Genomic DNA, 19,051 nt, shown 5'->3' with positions numbered 1-19,051 from the left:
TTGGCAACTTATTCGCGAGGAAGGTCACATTAATTGATAAACCAGGGGAATGATTTTATTTCCACGCAAACGGTTTCGTCGAGGCTCAGGATTCACTATAATGGCGCCCGTTTCCCCCCTGGCTCATATTGAAAGCTGCGAAGACGAGAGACTTATGATGGAAATTTTGCGTGGTTCACCTGCACTGTCGGCATTTCGTGTTAATAAACTGCTGGCACGTTTCCAGGCGGCCAACCTGCCGGTTAGCACAATATATGCAGAGTATGTTCATTTTGCCGAACTGAACGCGCCGTTAAGCGGTGATGAACGTGAGAGGCTGGTACGACTGCTCAAGTATGGCCCAAACTTAAACAGCCATACCCCAACCGGTAAATTACTGCTCGTCACCCCCCGCCCTGGCACCATCTCCCCCTGGTCTTCTAAAGCTACCGATATTGCCCATAACTGCGGCCTGTCGCAGGTTGTGCGTCTTGAACGCGGCGTGGCGTACTATGTGGAAGCCAGTACGCTGAGCGAAGAACAACGGGCGGCTGTCGCGAGTGAACTCCACGACCGGATGATGGAAAGCGTCTTTGACGCGCTGGAAGAGGGCGAAAAGCTGTTTGCTCAGCATCAACCGACGCCGGTGACCAGCGTCGATCTGTTGGGGCAGGGACGTCAGGCGCTGATTGACGCCAACCTCCGTCTGGGGCTGGCGCTGGCGGAAGACGAAATCGATTATCTGCAGGATGCGTTTAACAAGCTTGGTCGTAACCCGAACGACATCGAACTGTATATGTTCGCCCAGGCGAACTCCGAGCACTGCCGCCACAAGATTTTTAACGCCGACTGGGTCATCGATGGCGAACAGCAGCCGAAGTCGCTGTTTAAGATGATCAAAAACACCTTCGAAAAGACCCCTGATTACGTCCTGTCCGCCTATAAAGACAACGCCGCGGTCATGGAAGGTTCTCAGGTAGGGCGCTTCTTCGCCGATCGCGAAAAAGGCCGCTATGACTACCATCAGGAAGACGCCCATATCCTGATGAAAGTGGAAACGCACAACCACCCGACGGCCATCTCTCCCTGGCCGGGTGCGGCGACCGGCTCCGGCGGTGAAATCCGCGATGAAGGGGCAACCGGTCGCGGCGCGAAACCGAAAGCCGGTCTGGTCGGTTTCTCGGTCTCTAACCTGCGGATTCCCGGCTTTGAACAGCCGTGGGAAGAAGATTTCGGTAAGCCGGAGCGCATTGTGACCGCGCTGGATATCATGACCGACGGCCCGCTGGGCGGCGCCGCGTTTAACAACGAGTTCGGTCGTCCGGCGCTGAACGGCTATTTCCGTACCTATGAAGAAAAAGTGACCAGCCACAATGGCGAAGAGCTGCGCGGGTACCACAAGCCGATCATGCTGGCGGGTGGTATTGGTAACATCCGCGGTGAGCACGTGCAGAAAGGCGAAATTACCGTTGGGGCGAAACTGATTGTCCTCGGCGGCCCGGCGATGAATATCGGCCTGGGCGGCGGGGCAGCCTCTTCGATGGCATCCGGCCAGTCCGACGCGGATCTCGATTTTGCCTCTGTACAGCGCGATAACCCGGAAATGGAACGCCGCTGCCAGGAAGTGATCGACCGCTGCTGGCAGCTGGGCGAGGCGAACCCGATTCTGTTTATCCACGACGTCGGCGCCGGCGGCCTGTCTAATGCCATGCCGGAACTGGTCAGCGACGGCGGTCGCGGCGGTAAATTCCAGCTGCGCGATATTCTGAGCGATGAGCCGGGAATGAGCCCGCTGGAAATCTGGTGTAACGAATCCCAGGAACGCTATGTGCTGGCGGTCGCGCCGGAACAGCTGCCGCTGTTTGACGAGCTGTGCCGCCGCGAGCGCGCACCGTACGCGGTAATCGGCGAAGCCACCGAAGAACTGCATCTGAACATGAGCGATGCTCACTTCAACGACCAGCCGATCGACCTGCCGCTGGATGTACTGCTGGGTAAAACGCCGAAAATGACCCGCGATGTGCAGACCCTGAAAGTGAAAGGTGATGCGCTGGATCGCGAGGATATCACTCTCGCCGACGCGGTGAATCGCGTGCTGCATTTGCCGGCGGTTGCGGAGAAAACCTTCCTCGTCACCATCGGCGACCGTACCGTGACCGGGATGGTGGCGCGCGATCAGATGGTCGGCCCCTGGCAGATCCCGGTAGCGAACTGCGCGGTAACTACCGCCAGCCTCGATAGCTACTACGGCGAAGCGATGGCTATTGGCGAACGTGCGCCGGTTGCGCTGCTGGACTTTGCCGCCTCCGCTCGCCTGGCCGTCGGTGAAGCGCTGACCAACGTCGCGGCAACGCAAATTGGCGCGTTGAATCGCGTGAAACTTTCCGCAAACTGGATGGCCGCGGCCGGTCACCCGGGTGAAGATGCCGGTCTGTATGAAGCGGTAAAAGCGGTTGGCGAAGAGCTGTGTCCGGCTCTGGGACTGACCATTCCGGTGGGTAAAGACTCGATGTCGATGAAAACCCGCTGGCAGGAAGGCAGCGAGCAGCGCGAGATGACTTCGCCACTGTCGCTGGTGATTTCCGCCTTTGCTCGCGTGGAAGATGTGCGCCATACCGTGACGCCACAGCTCTCCACGGAAGATAACGCCCTGCTGCTGATTGATTTAGGTAAAGGCCGTAACGCGCTCGGTGCCACCGCGCTGGCGCAGGTTTACCGTCAATTGGGCGATGTTCCGGCCGACGTGCGCGATGTCGCACAGCTGAAAGGCTTCTGGGATGCGATGCAGGCGCTGGTGGCCGATCGTAAGCTGCTGGCTTACCACGATCGCTCTGACGGCGGCCTGCTGGTCACCCTGGCTGAGATGGCCTTTACCGGCCACTGCGGCCTGACGGCAGATATCGCCGCGTTGGGCGACGATCGTCTGGCGGCGCTGTTTAACGAAGAGCTGGGGGCGGTTATCCAGGTGCGTGCCGCGGATCGCGAAGCGGTTGAAGCGCTGCTGGCTTCTCACGGCCTGGCGGACTGTGTCCACTATCTGGGCCAGGCGACGGAAGGTGACCGCTTTGTCATCACCGCCGAAGGGCATCCGGTGTTCAGCGAAAGCCGCACCACGCTGCGTATCTGGTGGGCAGAAACCACCTGGCAGATGCAGCGCCTGCGCGACAATCCGGAGTGCGCCGATAGCGAGCACGAAGCGAAACGTCGCGAGGACGATCCGGGCCTTAACGTGAAGCTCTCCTTCGATATCAACGAAGACATTGCCGCACCGTACATCGCCACCGGCGCGCGTCCGAAGGTGGCGGTACTGCGTGAGCAAGGCGTTAACTCCCACGTTGAGATGGCGGCAGCGTTCCACCGCGCGGGCTTTGATGCGATTGACGTGCACATGAGCGACCTGCTGGCGGGACGTACCGGGCTGGCTGATTTCCAGGCGCTGGTTGCCTGCGGCGGCTTCTCCTATGGCGACGTGCTGGGGGCGGGCGAAGGCTGGGCGAAATCCATTCTGTTTAACGAGCGGGTGCGCGATGAGTTTGCCACCTTCTTCCACCGTCCGCAGACGCTGGCGCTGGGCGTGTGTAATGGTTGTCAGATGATGTCCAACCTGCGTGAGCTGATCCCGGGAAGCGACCTGTGGCCGCGTTTTGTGCGTAACTATTCCGACCGTTTTGAAGCGCGCTTCAGCCTGGTCGAAGTCACGCAAAGCCCGTCTCTGCTGCTGCAGGGCATGGCCGGTTCGATGATGCCGATTGCCGTTTCTCACGGTGAAGGGCAGGTGGAAGTGCGTGACAGCGCGCATCTGGCCCAGCTGGAGAGCAAAGGTCTGGTGGCGCTGCGCTTTGTCGATAACTTCGGTAAGGTGACGGAGAGCTATCCGGCTAACCCGAACGGTTCACCGAACGGGATCACCGCCGTGACCAGCGAAAGCGGTCGTGCGACGATCATGATGCCGCATCCTGAACGCGTATTCCGCACGGTGGCTAACTCCTGGCACCCGGAAAATTGGGGCGAGGATAGCCCGTGGATGCGTATCTTCCGCAACGCACGTAAACAGCTGGGTTAATATCCGGCGAGTTGTGCAGGATCCGCCGCGTTCGCAAAGCCTTCCCGGCTGAAGCGTAATGTATCAGGCCCCCGCCTTTGAGCGGGGGCTTTTCGTTTGTGACGGCGGTCGCCTGAAGGTGTCGGGAATTGCCGACAAACGCCGGTGAGGGGTGTCGCTAATTTGAGACATTTAACTTGTTGATTTCTAATGAAGTGAGAAAACAGGTCGCTATGTGTTGCTAAATAGCGACACTCTGGTTAAAAAAGCATCGCGAACATGGTGCGGGTAAAATGCTATAAATTCATTATATTTCATTGTGTTAATAATTTGTTTTGCTATGTGGCATAGTTAATGCATAATAATAGGCAGTGGCTCATTCACCTTCTTATGTCAGCCCCTTCGGGACGCGCTACATAAACTTCGAATGACGCACAACAAGGTGCCTGCCGTCCAACTTCTGATAACAGCTTTGCTTTATCAACCATCGGGCGAAACGTCGAGTTAGGCACCGCCTTATTCCATAACAAAGCCAGGCCTGTGCCTGGCTTTGTTATATCCGCAGGGCGACAATTTAGCGAACGCTACTGGCAGCTTGCCATGCCAGTCCGTTTGCCGTTATCGACGCGTCGCGGATTCTCTTATCAGCCGCGTCGGGCTATTTTTCGACTCTCCACGACAGAAAGGTCGATTGCACCTGTTACTCTGCGGCGTCCTCAGTTAGCATCGTGATGAGCTAATGATTGAGACCCTATCCTTGAAGCGAATCTCTCTTTTCCCCCGTTCGTTGCGTCAGCTGGTCACGCTCTCGTTTGTGTTGATTCTGCTGCCGCTGCTGGTTCTGGCCTGGCAGGCGTGGCAGAGCCTGAATGCGCTTAGCGCGCAGGCCGCGCATATTAACCGCACCACGCTTGTCGATGCCCGGCGCAGTGAGGCGATGATGAACGCGTCGCTGGAAATGGAACGCAGCTACCGGCAGTACTGCGTACTCGACGATCCGACGCTGGCGAAGGTCTATCAAAATCAGCGTAAACGCTACAGCGAGATGCTTGACGCTCATGCCGGGGTGCTCCCGGACGAAAAAATCTGGCAGGCGCTGAGCCAGCAGCTGAACGATCTGGCACAGCTCAGGTGTAAAAACAGCAGTCCGGATGTGCAATCGGGAGCCAGCCTTGAAGCCTTTGCCGCCGCCAACAGCGAAATGGTTCAGGCCACCCGAACGGTGGTTTACTCGCGTGGACAACAGCTCCAGCAGGAGATTGCCGAACGTGGACAGTTTTTTGGCTGGCAGGCGCTGGTTCTTTTTCTGCTGAGCCTGGCGCTGGTGCTGCTGTTTACCCGGATGATTATCGGCCCGGTTAAAGGGATCGAGAAAATGATTAACCGCCTGGGGGAGGGGAAGTCGCTGGATAATGCGGCGCTGTTTACCGGTCCGCGCGAACTGCGTTCCGTCGGCGAGCGTATCATCTGGCTGAGCGAACGTCTGGCCTGGCTGGAGTCGCAGCGCCATCAGTTTTTACGCCACCTTTCACACGAACTGAAAACGCCCCTCGCCAGCATGCGGGAAGGCACGGAACTGCTGGCCGACCGCGTGGCCGGGCCGTTGACCGCGGAACAGCAGGAGATCGTCGAAATTCTCGATAACAGCAGCCGCAATCTGCAAAAACTGATTGAGCAACTGCTGGACTACAATCGTAAACAGGCCGATGGCCCGGTCCCGCGTGAAATCGTTGATCTTGCTGAGCTGGTTGATAACGTCGTGGCCGCTCACAGTTTGCCCGCGCGCGCAAAAATGATGCATACCGCGATTCAACTGGCGGAACGTACCTGCCTGGCAGAACCGGCATTATTGATCAGCGTGATGGATAATCTCTATTCCAATGCGGTGCACTATGGGGCTGAATCCGGTAACATTCGTATTCATAGCTACCGGCATGGCGAGCAGGTTCGCATAGACGTGATAAACAGCGGCGAACCGATCCCGCAGGCGGAAAAAAATATGATTTTCGAGCCTTTTTATCAGGGAAGCCATCAGCGTAAAGGGGCGGTAAAAGGCAGCGGTCTGGGCCTGAGTATTGCCCGCGACTGCGTCCGACAAATGCAGGGTGAGCTAAGCCTGGAAGAGAGTGAGTCCGGGCTTATCTGTTTTCGCATAACGCTGCCCGCCGCTGAGCCGGAAAAAACCAACACATGAATCAACAATGGGTGAATATGTCCCACTTTTTCGTAGTGGTTCGTGCTTTCAAAGGATGGCTGTTGCCGGGCATTTCTTGCCTGGCGCTGGCGGGGTGTTCCGCCGCTTTTTCGCCGCACACGGCAAATGACAAAGCACAACCCGAGCTGCCGCAGCACCAGGTTGCGGATTTTCTTTCAGTCGACTGTGCCGATATCTGGTCGTTGAAGAGCGAAGCCAGCGATAAAAACCCGCTGTACTGGCTGCGCGGGATAGATTGTGCCGACCGCCTGGCACCGGTTCAGGCGCGGGCGGAAGCCAAACGGCATGATGATGACAGCTGGCAGGACGCCTTTAAGCGCGGCATTTTACTGGCGGATGCGAAGATTACGCCGGATGAACGCCGCGAACTGGTATCCCGCCTGAATACCTTCAGTCCGCAAATCGCCGTGCAGGTGCGTCCGCTGTATCAGCTCTGGCGTGATGGTCAGAACAGGCAGCTGCAGCTGGTGGATGAGCGCGCCCGTTACGCGAAGCTGCAGCAGTCCAGCGATAGCGAGCTGGAGGCGCTGCGCCTGCAGGAACAGCAGCTGCGCGGCCAGCTGGAGCTAACGACCCGCAAGCTGGAAAACCTCACCGATATTGAACGCCAGCTTTCCAGCCGCAAACCCGGAGGCAATTTTAATGCCGACGGCAGCCACAGCAGCGATAAAGTTCCGGAGGTCATACATGACGATCCGTAAACCTGCGCATCTGCTGCTGGTGGATGACGATCCGGGCCTGTTAAAACTGCTGGGAATGCGTTTGACCAGCGAGGGCTACAGCGTCGTGACCGCCGAAAGCGGCGCGGAGGCGCTGCGCATTCTGGCACGAGACAAAGTCGAACTGGTGGTCAGCGATTTACGCATGGATGAGATGGACGGCCTGCAGTTGTTCAGCGAAATCCAGAAAGTTCATCCGGGGATGCCGGTGATTATTCTTACCGCTCACGGCTCGATTCCCGATGCAGTGGCGGCCACCCAGCAAGGGGTGTTTGGTTTCCTGACCAAACCGGTGGACAAAGACGCGCTGTATAAAGCCATCGACGATGCGCTGGAACACAGTGCGCCAGCGACGGATGAGCGCTGGCGTCAGGCAATCGTAACCCGCAGTCCGCTGATGCTGCGTCTGCTGGAGCAGGCCGGGATGGTGGCGCAGTCGGATGTTAGCGTGTTGATTAACGGCCAGAGCGGGACCGGGAAAGAGATTGTCGCGCAGGCGATTCATAATGCCAGCCCGCGCCATGACAAGCCTTTTGTCGCCATTAACTGCGGTGCGCTGCCGGAACAACTGCTGGAATCCGAGCTGTTTGGCCATGCGCGCGGCGCGTTTACCGGCGCGGTGAGCAACCGGGAAGGGCTGTTCCAGGCCGCGGAGGGCGGGACGCTGTTTCTCGATGAGATCGGCGATATGCCGGTGGCGCTGCAGGTGAAGCTGCTGCGGGTACTGCAGGAGCGCAAAGTGCGCCCGCTGGGTAGCAACCGCGATATCGATATCGATGTGCGTATCATCTCGGCCACTCACCGCGATCTGCCGAAAGCGATGGCGCGTGGCGAGTTTCGTGAAGATCTGTTTTATCGCCTGAACGTGGTGAACCTGAAGATCCCGCCGCTGGCCGAGCGCGCGGAAGATATCCCGCTGCTGGCAAACCATCTGCTGCGTCAGTCTGCCGATCGGCATAAGCCGTTTGTTCGGGCGTTTTCAACCGATGCGATGAAACGGCTGATGGCCGCCAAATGGCCCGGCAATGTCCGCCAGCTGGTGAACGTGATTGAGCAGTGCGTGGCGTTGACCACCTCGCCGGTGATCGGCGATGCGCTGGTGGAACAGGCGCTGGAAGGGGAAAATACCGCGCTGCCGACCTTCGTCGAAGCGCGCAATCAGTTTGAGCTCAACTATCTGCGCAAGCTGCTGCAAATTACCAAAGGTAACGTCACCCACGCGGCAAGAATGGCGGGGCGCAACCGTACTGAATTCTACAAGCTGCTGTCGCGCCACGAGCTCGACGCCAACGACTTTAAAGAGTAGCTCCGCAGCATGACGCAAGTTATGATACGGTAAGCAACCGGTTACGCGACAAAGACAGGAACACCATGAAAAAGATTGATGCGATTATTAAACCTTTCAAACTGGATGACGTGCGCGAAGCGCTGGCCGAAGTCGGCATCACCGGGATGACGGTTACGGAAGTGAAGGGCTTTGGCCGTCAGAAAGGCCACACCGAGCTGTACCGCGGTGCGGAGTACATGGTGGATTTTCTGCCGAAAGTGAAAATCGAAATTGTAGTCACTGACGATATCGTTGATACCTGCGTGGATACCATTATCCGCACGGCGCAGACCGGTAAAATCGGTGACGGTAAGATCTTCGTCTTTGACGTCGCCCGCGTGATTCGTATTCGTACCGGGGAAGAGGACGACGCGGCAATTTAAGCCGGGCCGTATTCTGATGCATCCCCCGGTCAGCTTTGCCCGACCGGGGATATCCCCGAATGGCGGCATCTCTGCCTCTTCCGGGTTATTTCATTACAGCACCTTATGCGGGCCAAAACATTCGTAGTGAATGTTGTCGCTATTGACGCCCAGCGCCACCAGCTGTTTCGCTGCATGTTGCATAAAGGCTACCGGGCCGCACAAATAGTACTGCATTTGTGGGTCACGCAGCGTGTCAGCCAGATCCGATAACATCATCAGACCTTCGCTGTTAAAGCGTGCCGCCTGGCGGTCGGCTTCTGTCGGCGTGCGATACCAGATATGGGAAGTGAATTTCGCCAGGCTGGCGCCGAGCGTTGCCACCTCGTCGGCAAACGCATGGACATCGCCATTTTCCGCCGCGTGGAACCAGTTCACCTGGGCCGCATGCTGCGTTTTTGCCAGCGTGTCGAGCATGGCCAGCATCGGTGTCTGTCCGACGCCGCCGGAAATCAGCGTAACCGGCGTTTTCGGCTCAACGGCGAGGAAGAAGTCACCTGCCGGCGCAGCCAGATGCACAATATCCCCTTCCTGCGATGCGTTGTGCAGCCAGTTTGATACCTGGCCGCCGTTTTCGCGTTTAACCGCAATTCGGTAGCCTTTGCCATCTGGTTTGCGGGTCAGCGAATACTGACGAATTTCCTGATATTCAAACTCCTGCGGCTTCAGCCAAATCGCCAGATACTGGCCCGGCTGATAATCCGCCACCGGCTGACCGTCTACCGGCGCCAGATCGAAGCTGGTAATCAGGGCGCTACGCGGGGTTTTCTTCACGATACGAAACGCGCGCGTGCCTTCCCAACCACCGTTTTTGCTGGCGTTACCCTGGTAGATTTCAGATTCGCGTTGAATAAAGACATTGGCCAACACGCCGTAGGCTTTACCCCATGCCTCAAGCACTTCCTCGCCCGGGCTGAACATTTCGTCGAGCGTCGCCAGCAGATGGCCGCCGACAATATTGTACTGTTCTGGTTTGATCTGGAAGCTGGTGTGTTTCTGCGCGATTTTCTCAACGGCAGGCAGCAGGGCTGGCAGGTTGTCGATATTGCTGGCGTAAGCGGCAATGGCATTAAACAACGCTTCACGCTGGTCGCCGTTACGCTGGTTGCTCATGTTGAAGATCTCTTTGAGCTCCGGGTTATGGGCAAACATGCGATCGTAAAAATGGGCGGTCAGCTTAGGACCTGTTTCGACGAGCAGGGGAATAGTGGCTTTAACCGTTGCGATGGTTTGGGCGTCGAGCATAGCAGCTTCCTTCGGTGTTATTTAAATGATGTATTTTATATACATCTTATAAAAATAACCCTGCACTGTAAATGGTTCCTTAACACTTTTCCCCGTAGTGGTAACAACATGAAGAATTCGCATCACAAACCTGAAAAGAAATCCGTTGATAATCGTTGAGTCGTTATTGCTCAAAGCCTTGTGTAATGGGGAGCCAATCGTTTGCGTAAAATCCTTTGTCAAGACCTGTTATCACAGAACGATTCGGTTATACTGTGGGCCGTCGCCCAAAAAGGCCCCCCTTTTAGAGCTGTAATCTATTGTTAGCTGAGCAGGAGATGCGGATGTTAAAGCGTGAAATGAACATTGCCGATTATGATGCCGAACTGTGGCAGGCTATGGAGCAGGAAAAAGTACGTCAGGAAGAGCACATCGAACTGATCGCCTCCGAGAACTACACCAGTCCGCGTGTTATGCAGGCACAGGGTTCTCAGCTGACCAATAAATATGCCGAAGGTTATCCGGGCAAGCGCTACTACGGCGGTTGCGAATATGTAGATATCGTTGAACAACTGGCGATTGACCGTGCAAAAGAGCTGTTCGGCGCTGACTACGCTAACGTACAGCCGCACTCCGGCTCCCAGGCTAACTTCGCGGTCTATACTGCTCTTCTGCAACCGGGCGATACCGTTCTGGGTATGAACCTGGCGCAGGGCGGTCACCTGACTCACGGCTCCCCGGTTAACTTCTCAGGCAAACTGTACAACATCATTCCTTACGGCATCGATGAGTCCGGCAAAATCGACTATGCAGACATGGCGAAGCAGGCTCAGGAACATAAGCCGAAAATGATCATCGGTGGTTTCTCTGCTTACTCCGGTATCGTTGACTGGGCAAAAATGCGTGAAATCGCTGACAGCATCGGCGCATACCTGTTCGTCGATATGGCCCACGTTGCTGGCCTGATTGCGGCGGGCGTTTACCCGAACCCGGTGCCACATGCTCACGTTGTGACGACCACTACCCACAAAACCCTGGCGGGTCCGCGCGGCGGCCTGATCCTGGCGAAAGGCGGTAGCGAAGAGCTGTACAAAAAACTGAATTCTGCCGTATTCCCTAGCGCTCAGGGCGGCCCTCTGATGCACGTTATCGCGGGTAAAGCGGTTGCGCTGAAAGAAGCGATGGAGCCAGAGTTCAAAGTCTACCAGCAGCAGGTGGCGAAAAACGCCAAAGCGATGGTTGAAGTGTTCCTGAATCGCGGCTACAAAGTGGTTTCTGGCGGTACTGAAAACCACCTGTTCCTGCTGGATCTGGTCGATAAAAACCTGACTGGTAAAGAAGCTGACGCTGCGCTGGGCCGTGCTAACATCACCGTCAATAAAAACAGCGTACCAAACGATCCGAAGAGCCCGTTTGTGACCTCCGGTATCCGTATCGGTTCTCCGGCGGTAACCCGTCGCGGCTTTAAAGAAGCGGAAGTGAAAGAGCTGGCCGGCTGGATGTGCGATGTGCTGGACAACATCAATGACGAAGCGGTCATTGAGCGCGTGAAGGGTAAAGTGCTGGATATCTGTGCACGCTTCCCGGTTTATGCGTAACGTTTAACGACGCAAGCGTAAAGAAAAAGGCCGCCAGTGCGGCCTTTTTTACGTCCGGCGTTCAGCGATTAACGACGGTCGAGGGAGATTGCGCCTGGGCCAGTGATGGCCAGAAGCAGGAAGGCTCCAGCTATACTGATATTTTTGTAGAAGTTAATCATATTGGGGAGTACTGCATCGCCGGTCATATCCCAGTAATGATGGCCAATGACGGCGGTACCGAGCGTATAAAAAATAAAGATCACCGCCAGCGGACGGGTGAAGAAACCGAGGACAATCAGGATCGCCGCCGGAACCTCCATCACAATCGCGATAATAGCCGCTAGCGTCGGAAGCGGCGCGCCGGAGGAGGCCATATATTGTACCGTACCGCTAAAACCCATCAGTTTGGGATAGCCAAATATAATAAACAGCAGTACGACGGCAATACGGGCGATCAGCAGCAGAACGGAACGGGAAGAGCCAAAGTCGAAATAGCGTAGTGTGTTCATAATCAATCCGTTGTGAAGGTGCGTGATTTAAACGTAATACACAATTTTGTGATCTGCCACATACCTTGTGCGATCAACGTAGTGTCTGCAGTTGCTCTTCTACGTACAGATAGCCAATGCCGAGTAGCTGTTCAGAACGCGTCAGCCTGCCAAACTCAATCTGTGTCGCGTGTGCCCGAGGGGAATCACCGTGATCGAAGGGATTAAAACCGGTTTGCTTTACAATAGTGGCCAACCAGTTTTCGCCGAATGCACAGCTCCGACCATAGATCCAGATTTGATTAATATTTAGAATGTTCAGGAAGTTATATAAACTCAATCCGATGGCATTGGCGGCTCTCTCTGCCCAGGCACGGATGTGTACATCACCATCTTTCCACGCATTAATCAGTGACTCTGTGGTTATTTTCTCTGGCGAAAGACCTGCATCAGGCTGCGTTTTTAACCACATCCGGGCTTGTTTTTTTAGTGCGGTAAGGGAGGCTACTGTTTCCAGGCAACCATAGCGCCCGCAGTCGCAGGCAATACCATCGGGATTAATAATGGTGTGCCCTATTTGTCCACTGCCATAAAGACTGCCGCGCCAGATCTGGTCGTTGATGACAAATGACGAGCCAATGCCGTAATCGACGTTAATGATGCAAAAATCCACTTGTGTACTGTGGTTTTGCCACTTTTCCGCCAGCGCCAGCATGGCACAGTCATTATCAACTCTTACCTGAACGCCGAGCTCTTCTTCAAGCAAGTATTTTAGTTCAATTGGACTCTTCCAGCGCGCCTGAGGCATGGTTTGAGATACGCCAGTCACTGGATCTACCTGACCATGAACACCCAGCGCGAGATTGATTGTGCGTTCCGGATATTGACGATGAATGCGCCGCCAGCATTCGATAATTACGGTAAGCAGAGCCTGTGGGGTGGGGGCATCAATCTGTATATGCTGGAGGCTGTCTACGGCCAGCAAGCGCGCATCAGCAAGTTGGTACTCAATGCTGGTTGGTGTGATGCTCATGCAAAGCGTCCACGCCCGTTGCTGTGGAATCTGAAAGCTTCCACTATTTACACCTCTGCGACTCATTTTTTCGGTGGAATGGCTAATCAAGCCTTCACCGAGGAGCTCTTCGAGAATATTACTCACGGCCGGAATGGATAACCCGCTGAGTTGCGAGAGTTGCGATTTGCTAAGCTGTTTTTCCCGCCACAGATGGGCAAGAAAGATAGATTTATTGACTTGCCTGACCTGAACATTATTGAAACCGGTTCGCTGCATACACTTAACTCCCTTAACTATATTGCGTGAGCATTGTGCATTTTAACAGCTGAACAGGGATATAAACTCGATGCATTGAATATTTTACTTCTTTTCATTTAGTGGAGAACGCTATGTACGGTTCGGTTAAAGTCTGGCAGGAAACGATTACATTACCGACGTGGACAACGGGCGCGGAAGACCCTAACCCGATGTTCCTTGAGAAACGGGTCTATCAAGGTTCTTCGGGGAGTGTGTACCCATATGGCGTGATTGATACGTTAACGGGTGAGCGTGAGTTGCGTGAGTATCATGCGGTATGGATGGAGAATGATTTCATTCGTATCATGCTACTTCCTGAGCTCGGCGGGCGTATCCATCGTGCCTACGACAAGGTTAAACAACGTGATTTCGTCTACTACAACGAGGTTGTGAAGCCCGCACTGGTTGGGTTACTTGGGCCATGGATTTCTGGTGGTATTGAGTTTAACTGGCCCCAGCACCACCGACCGACAACGTTTATGCCCGTTGATTTTACGATCCTGCAGGGTCAAGACGGTACGCAAACCGTATGGATGGGGGAGGCGGAACCAATGCGTGGTTTGCAGGTTATGACTGGATTTACCCTTTATCCCGACCGTGCACTGATAGAAATTACAGGTAAGGTTTTTAACGGCAATGCCACACCACGGCATTTCTTGTGGTGGGCCAATCCGGCAGTCAAAGGTGGCGATGCGCATCAGAGCGTCTTCCCTCCTGATGTGACTGCCGTCTTCGACCATGGCAAGCGCGATGTCTCTGCATTTCCTGTCGCCACGGGTACTTACTATAAGGTTGATTACTCGGCTGGGGTGGATATTTCCCGCTATAAGAATGTCCCCGTACCGACTTCCTATATGGCGGAAAAATCGGATTACGACTTTGTCGGTGCCTATCATCATGATGAACGCGGCGGGCTCTTGCATGTCGCCGACCACCATGTCTCACCAGGTAAAAAACAGTGGAGCTGGGGCCATGGTGATTTCGGTCAGGCGTGGGATCGGAATCTGACTGACAACAATGGCCCCTATATTGAACTGATGACCGGCGTATTTACCGATAATCAACCGGATTTCACCTGGCTTGATCCATATGAGGAGAAAATTTTTGTTCAAAATTTCCTTCCTTACAGTGAGCTGGGAAATGTGCAAAATGCGAATACGCGGCTTGCTCTCAAACTGGTTCGTGAAGCTGAACAGCTGCAATTAGGGATTTATGCGATTGCTCCGCTGGAAAATATTGTTCTGGAGCTGAGTGCGGATGAGCTGCCTCTTTATGAAACTCAGCTAACGTTAAAGCCCGGCGAAAGCTGGTTGCAAACACTGCAGGAGAAGGACGCCGCGCGCTTAACTCTGCAGGTAAAAAGCAGGGAAGGCGAACTACTACTGAAGTATCAGGAGCATCAGGCACAGCAAACGCCATTACCTGACCCTGCAACGGCACCAGCTATGCCTGAAGAGATCGATAACGAGGATGAGCTTTATTTTATTGGTCAACACCTGGAACAGTACAACCACGCCAGCCGCTATGCCGCAGATTACTATCGTCGGGCGCTAGCACTTGACCCACAGGATTACCGCAATAATGTTGCCCTCGGCACGCTGGCACTTAACGCTGCTGACTGGTCGTTGGCGGAACAATGTGCTCGGGCCGCGCTGCTGCGCGCCCATCGTCTGAATAAAAACCCTCGGGATGGTGAAGCCAGCATGTTGCTCGCTAGTGCTCTGGAAAGACAGGGCGATGAAACCAATGCATGGGATCACTATTACAAGGCTTCGTGGAGCGGAAATTGTCGTGATGCGGCCTACTGGTCTCTTGCGCGGCTGGCAATGAAGCGTGGCGACATCGCGGATGCGTTAGAAAAAGTAGACATTAGCCTCCGGTTTAACGGCAGTAATCATATGGCAATGGCGCTTAAAGCGCTGGCGTTGGCGGAATTACAGCGCGGCAGCGAGGCTCTGAAGTACATATCGGTATGTCTTGAACAATATCCACTAAGCTACCCGCTGCATTGTGTTAGCTGGATGATCAATCAGGACGATGAGACGCGCGATAGCCTGCTACGCGTGACTGGCTGTCGAGGTATTAATGCTAGTCTGCTTGCCGGATGGTTGCTTTCTATCGGGCAGAAAGAGACCGCAAAAACGATGTTAGCCATGCTCGATTGCCAGGAGGCCATTCCAATGCTGTGGCGCGCGGCATTAAGCGACGTAGCCAGCGAGCGCCAGCACTTTATCTCATTGGCCCAGCACTGCCACACGTTACGGGTACGCTTTCCTAATACACTCGATGAAGTCCAGATGCTGCAGAAATTGGATGACAGTGCTTTTGCCTGTTATCTGCTGGGTTGCTTCTGGTACAGCAAAAGACGCTATGACGAGGCGGTTGCTTGCTGGCATGAGACGCTGGAGGAAGCACCGGATTATGCGCCAGCACATCGTTTACTTGGCGTGTACGCCTGGAACAAACAACATGATTCGGTGCGGGCAATGGCTCGACTCCAGCAAGCAGTAGCGCTAGAACCTGAAAATGCTCGTTTTCGTTTCGAACTGGATTATCTCAGTAAGCTGACGGGCACCTCCGTTAGCGAGCGATTACGTCATCTGGAGGAGAACCTCGCGGTTGCCCTGAAGCGCGACGATCTGACTGCTGAGTTACTCAGTTTGTGGAACAGTTGTGGGCGTTATGCCGATGCCGCACATATTTTGCGTACCCGAGAGTTTCATCCCTGGGAAGGCGGGGAGGGTAAAGTGACCGGCCAGTATTTACTTAATCAGCTGCACAGTGCCTTACAAGCGATTGAGCGCCGGACGTTCCCGCAGGCTATTCAGTATCTGGAGGAGGCGTTGTGCTATCCGTATAACCTTGGTGAGGGGAGACTACCGGGGCAGACAGACAACGACATCTGGTATTTGCTCGGTCATTGCGCGACGCAAAGCGGGGAAACTGAGCAGGCGTCGGCATACTACCGCCGCGCACTCCAGGGTGGTACTACGCTGAATGCCGGACGCTACTATAACGATCAACCCGCTGATTATCTCTTCTGGCAGGGAATGGCAATGCGCCAGTGCGGCAATGAAGCGCAGGCAGTGCAGCATTTCCAGAACTTTATCGCCTGGGCTCAATGTCACAAGGACAATGTCCCACAAGCCGACTTTTTCGCCGTCTCGCTACCTGACCTGGTGGTCCTGGATGTGCCGGCGGCGCAGCAACATCAACAGCATTGTCTTTTCATTGAAGCGCTGGGGCATCTGGGGTTGGGGAATATAACCGACTATCAGCGCGCACTACTGCAGTTATTGGCGATCAACCCCGCTCATGATAAGGCGCATTTGATTAGCCATGCCTTGCAAAGCGGCATCTTTTCCTGAACCTCAAACTGGCGGGGCATCCCGCCAACCCTACTGTTCCCTGCGTTTCCCTTAAAGAGGAATCTATATGAATAACGCGCAGACACATCTTAAAATGTGCTACGTCTGGACTATCTGTCTGGTTGCCGCCTGCGGTGGTTTACTGTTTGGCTATGACTGGGTGGTCATTGGCGGAGCGAAACCATTTTATGAAGCTTATTTCTCTATTACCGACCCGGCACAGTCCGGTTGGGCAATGAGTTCAGCGCTAGTGGGTTGTGTATTCGGTGCGCTGGCCTCCGGATGGTGTGCGGATAAATTTGGCCGCAAACAGCCTCTGATTATGGCCGCAACATTGTTTACGCTGTCGGCCTGGGGAACGGCGCTTGCCCACAGCTTTGATATGTTTGTCGTCTGGCGTATTGTCGGCGGCCTTGGCATCGGTCTGGCGTCTGCGCTAAGCCCGATGTATATCGCTGAGATAAGCCCGGCGGCACAGCGTGGACGTTTTGTGGCGGTCAACCAATTGACGATTGTTATTGGCGTGCTGGCGGCTCAGTTGGTTAACCTGATGATTGCTAAGCCGGTAGCGAGCAGTGCCACGCTTGCAGAAATTAGTGCCAGCTGGAACGGGCAGGTGGGCTGGCGATGGATGTTTGGCTCTGGCATCGTTCCTGCGGTGGTATTTCTGGTACTGATGTTTTTTGTTCCTGAATCTCCGCGCTGGCTGGTACGTGCAGGAAAAAGCCAACGTGCCCATCAAATGCTGATGCGTATCGGCAATCAGCGCTACGCCGATGAAACCATCCGTGATATTGAACATACCCTCAGTAAAGATTCGCAAAAGGTCTCCTGGTCTGCCCTGCTGGAGCCGAAGGTACGCCCTGTCATCATGATTGGCATTGTCCTGGCCATGTTTCAGCAGTGGTGCGGGATTAACGTCATTTTCAACTACGCGCAGGAGATTTTTGCCTCTGCCGGGTTTGATATTAACAGTACGTTGAAATCAATTGTTGCTACCGGACTTATCAACCTGGTATTTACCATCGCGGCCTTACCGCTGGTCGATAAAATTGGCCGGCGCAAACTGATGCTGCTGGGTGCGGCTGGGCTGACTATTATTTATGCATTAATCGGTGCAGCCTACGGTCTGGGAATTTTGGGATTACCTGTACTTATTCTGGTGCTGGCGGCGATTGCTATATATGCATTAACGCTCGCCCCGGTCACCTGGGTGCTGCTGTCGGAAATTTTCCCTAATCGCGTACGTGGCCTGGCCATGTCACTCGGGACGCTGGCACTATGGATTGCTTGCTTCCTGCTAACCTATACCTTCCCGCTACTCAATGCCGGGCTGGGAGCATCGGGTAGCTTCATTCTGTATGGTGTGATTTGTGCAGCAGGTTATCTCTACATTTTGCGCAATGTTCCGGAAACCAAAGGTGTGACTCTGGAAGCGCTTGAAGAGCAACTGGCGCAGCGCCATACCGGTAGGCAGACGATGAAACAGGATCGGATACGCTAATGGTGGATAGCTTTATTCTGGAAAACGCGCATCTTCAGATGCGCGTCAACTCACTGGGCGGCAAGGTACAAAGCTTGTTTTCCCGTCAATGCCAGATTCCGGTTTTATATGATAATCCTGCTGGCGGCATGTTCCCGATGATACCGATGGCGAACCGCGTATCAGATAATCGTTTTCTTTTTCGTGGACGAGAAGTCAGGTTGCCCAGCCATCATGCGGATGCACGTTTCTTCTTGCATGGCGATGGCTGGTTACAACCGTGGGAAGTCAAAGCGCAATCTTCCTGTCATTGTGTACTGCAATTGCGTCAGAAACATTCCTGCGGATTCGATTATCTGGCGCTAATACGTTACGAACTGCAGCAAGAGACTCTTGTCGCCACTATGACGCTCGTTCACTGTGGGGATGCGCCGATGCTGTACGGTGGCGGTTTTCACCCATTCTTCGCCTTCGACAGGCACAGCCTGGTACAGTTTCAGGCGAGCGGACACTGGCCGGAAGGTGATTTGCATTTACCGCTAAGCTGGCGCGGAGACCTGCCAGCAGGAGGTGATTTCTCACAGGCGACTTACGGTGAAGATAGCTGGTTAAACGTTTGTTATTCCGGCTGGGGCGGCGTCGCAAGCATTCAACGAGATGTGATGTCTGTCACGATTTCGTCGCAAACTCCTTGGTTGATGCTTTTCCGGATGCCGGGTAAACCTTTTATTTGCCTGGAGCCGCAGAGCCATCCGGTTGACGCACATAACATGGAAGGGCAGCCCGGTCTGGTGGTCTTAGGGCCGGGAGATACCGTTTCATGGTCGCTGAAAATAGCGGTAAATCAGGTACTCATTGCTGGGAGATAGATAAATCCCCGTCTTGCGCCCGT

The 19,051-nt window shown here is 54.7% G+C and carries 12 protein-coding genes; 9 read left to right on the top strand and 3 right to left on the bottom strand.

Annotation, left to right across the window (positions count from 1 at the left end):
* Positions 1-154 precede the first annotated feature (154 nt).
* The 5 genes from purL (at position 155) to glnB (ending at position 8,665) form a co-directional block, all read left to right on the top strand.
* A complete protein-coding gene (gene purL, locus MC50_RS01905; RefSeq protein WP_047665380.1) occupies positions 155-4,042 on the top strand; it encodes a phosphoribosylformylglycinamidine synthase in 3,888 nt (1,295 codons plus the stop codon).
* Positions 4,043-4,778: 736 nt separating this feature from the next.
* Complete coding sequence (locus tag MC50_RS01900) at positions 4,779-6,215, top strand: sensor histidine kinase (protein WP_094898070.1); 1,437 nt, start codon at positions 4,779-4,781, stop codon at positions 6,213-6,215.
* A 17-nt stretch (positions 6,216-6,232) separates the two neighbouring features.
* Entirely contained in the window at positions 6,233-6,937 is a 705-nt protein-coding gene (qseG, locus tag MC50_RS01895; RefSeq protein ID WP_047665378.1) for a two-component system QseEF-associated lipoprotein QseG, read from the top strand.
* Positions 6,924-8,261: a two-component system response regulator GlrR gene (gene glrR / locus MC50_RS01890; protein WP_032686475.1), complete on the top strand. Its 1,338-nt coding sequence runs from the start codon at positions 6,924-6,926 to the stop codon at positions 8,259-8,261. The genes qseG and glrR overlap by 14 nt, the downstream gene beginning before the upstream one ends.
* Positions 8,262-8,326: 65 nt before the next feature.
* Entirely contained in the window at positions 8,327-8,665 is a 339-nt protein-coding gene (gene glnB / locus MC50_RS01885) for a nitrogen regulatory protein P-II (RefSeq protein WP_002914032.1), read from the top strand.
* A gap of 93 nt (positions 8,666-8,758) precedes the next feature.
* Here glnB and hmpA read toward each other — a convergent pair whose 3' ends face one another.
* The gene (gene hmpA, locus MC50_RS01880) at positions 8,759-9,949 is read right to left on the bottom strand and encodes an NO-inducible flavohemoprotein (RefSeq protein ID WP_032695561.1); all 1,191 of its coding nucleotides are present in this window, start codon (positions 9,947-9,949) and stop codon (positions 8,759-8,761) included.
* Between the two features lie 323 nt (positions 9,950-10,272).
* On the opposite strand from hmpA, the gene glyA reads away from it, so the two are divergent.
* Positions 10,273-11,526 (top strand): serine hydroxymethyltransferase, encoded by a 1,254-nt coding sequence (glyA, locus tag MC50_RS01870; RefSeq protein WP_004866418.1) that lies wholly within the window; start codon positions 10,273-10,275, stop codon positions 11,524-11,526.
* Between the two features lie 68 nt (positions 11,527-11,594).
* Here the strand turns inward: glyA and MC50_RS01865 are convergent, their stop codons facing one another.
* Both MC50_RS01865 and MC50_RS01860 read right to left on the bottom strand, forming a co-directional pair.
* Positions 11,595-12,017, bottom strand: coding sequence for a DoxX family protein (locus MC50_RS01865; protein WP_032686477.1), 423 nt, complete (start codon positions 12,015-12,017; stop codon positions 11,595-11,597).
* Between the two features lie 73 nt (positions 12,018-12,090).
* The gene (locus MC50_RS01860; protein WP_032699019.1) at positions 12,091-13,287 is read right to left on the bottom strand and encodes an ROK family transcriptional regulator; all 1,197 of its coding nucleotides are present in this window, start codon (positions 13,285-13,287) and stop codon (positions 12,091-12,093) included.
* Between the two features lie 113 nt (positions 13,288-13,400).
* Between MC50_RS01860 and MC50_RS01855 the strand changes: the two genes are divergently transcribed.
* From MC50_RS01855 to MC50_RS01845, 3 genes are all read left to right on the top strand, one after another.
* Positions 13,401-16,676 (top strand): DUF5107 domain-containing protein, encoded by a 3,276-nt coding sequence (locus MC50_RS01855; RefSeq protein ID WP_047663385.1) that lies wholly within the window; start codon positions 13,401-13,403, stop codon positions 16,674-16,676.
* A gap of 67 nt (positions 16,677-16,743) precedes the next feature.
* Complete coding sequence (locus MC50_RS01850; protein WP_047663384.1) at positions 16,744-18,180, top strand: sugar porter family MFS transporter; 1,437 nt, start codon at positions 16,744-16,746, stop codon at positions 18,178-18,180.
* Complete coding sequence (locus MC50_RS01845; RefSeq protein WP_047663383.1) at positions 18,180-19,028, top strand: aldose 1-epimerase; 849 nt, start codon at positions 18,180-18,182, stop codon at positions 19,026-19,028. Before MC50_RS01850 ends, MC50_RS01845 begins: the two co-directional genes overlap by 1 nt.
* Positions 19,029-19,051 lie beyond the last annotated feature (23 nt).

Origin of the sequence: Klebsiella planticola, assembly GCF_000783935.2 — a bacterium.
GTDB classification, from domain to species: Bacteria; Pseudomonadota; Gammaproteobacteria; order Enterobacterales; family Enterobacteriaceae; genus Klebsiella; species Klebsiella planticola.
This window is presented reverse-complemented; position numbering and strand designations above follow the sequence as displayed.

What these genes read in the sequence shown, in the direction of transcription:
- purL (WP_047665380.1), top strand. Translation starts at nt 155, where the DNA reads ATGATGGAAATTTTGCGTGGTTCACCTGCACTGTCGGCATTTCGTGTT.
- qseG (WP_047665378.1), top strand. Translation starts at nt 6,233, where the DNA reads ATGTCCCACTTTTTCGTAGTGGTTCGTGCTTTCAAAGGATGGCTGTTG.
- glrR (WP_032686475.1), top strand. Translation starts at nt 6,924, where the DNA reads ATGACGATCCGTAAACCTGCGCATCTGCTGCTGGTGGATGACGATCCG.
- glnB (WP_002914032.1), top strand. Translation starts at nt 8,327, where the DNA reads ATGAAAAAGATTGATGCGATTATTAAACCTTTCAAACTGGATGACGTG.
- hmpA (WP_032695561.1), bottom strand. Translation starts at nt 9,949, where the DNA reads ATGCTCGACGCCCAAACCATCGCAACGGTTAAAGCCACTATTCCCCTG.
- glyA (WP_004866418.1), top strand. Translation starts at nt 10,273, where the DNA reads ATGTTAAAGCGTGAAATGAACATTGCCGATTATGATGCCGAACTGTGG.
- MC50_RS01865 (WP_032686477.1), bottom strand. Translation starts at nt 12,017, where the DNA reads ATGAACACACTACGCTATTTCGACTTTGGCTCTTCCCGTTCCGTTCTG.
- MC50_RS01860 (WP_032699019.1), bottom strand. Translation starts at nt 13,287, where the DNA reads ATGCAGCGAACCGGTTTCAATAATGTTCAGGTCAGGCAAGTCAATAAA.
- MC50_RS01855 (WP_047663385.1), top strand. Translation starts at nt 13,401, where the DNA reads ATGTACGGTTCGGTTAAAGTCTGGCAGGAAACGATTACATTACCGACG.
- MC50_RS01850 (WP_047663384.1), top strand. Translation starts at nt 16,744, where the DNA reads ATGAATAACGCGCAGACACATCTTAAAATGTGCTACGTCTGGACTATC.
- MC50_RS01845 (WP_047663383.1), top strand. Translation starts at nt 18,180, where the DNA reads ATGGTGGATAGCTTTATTCTGGAAAACGCGCATCTTCAGATGCGCGTC.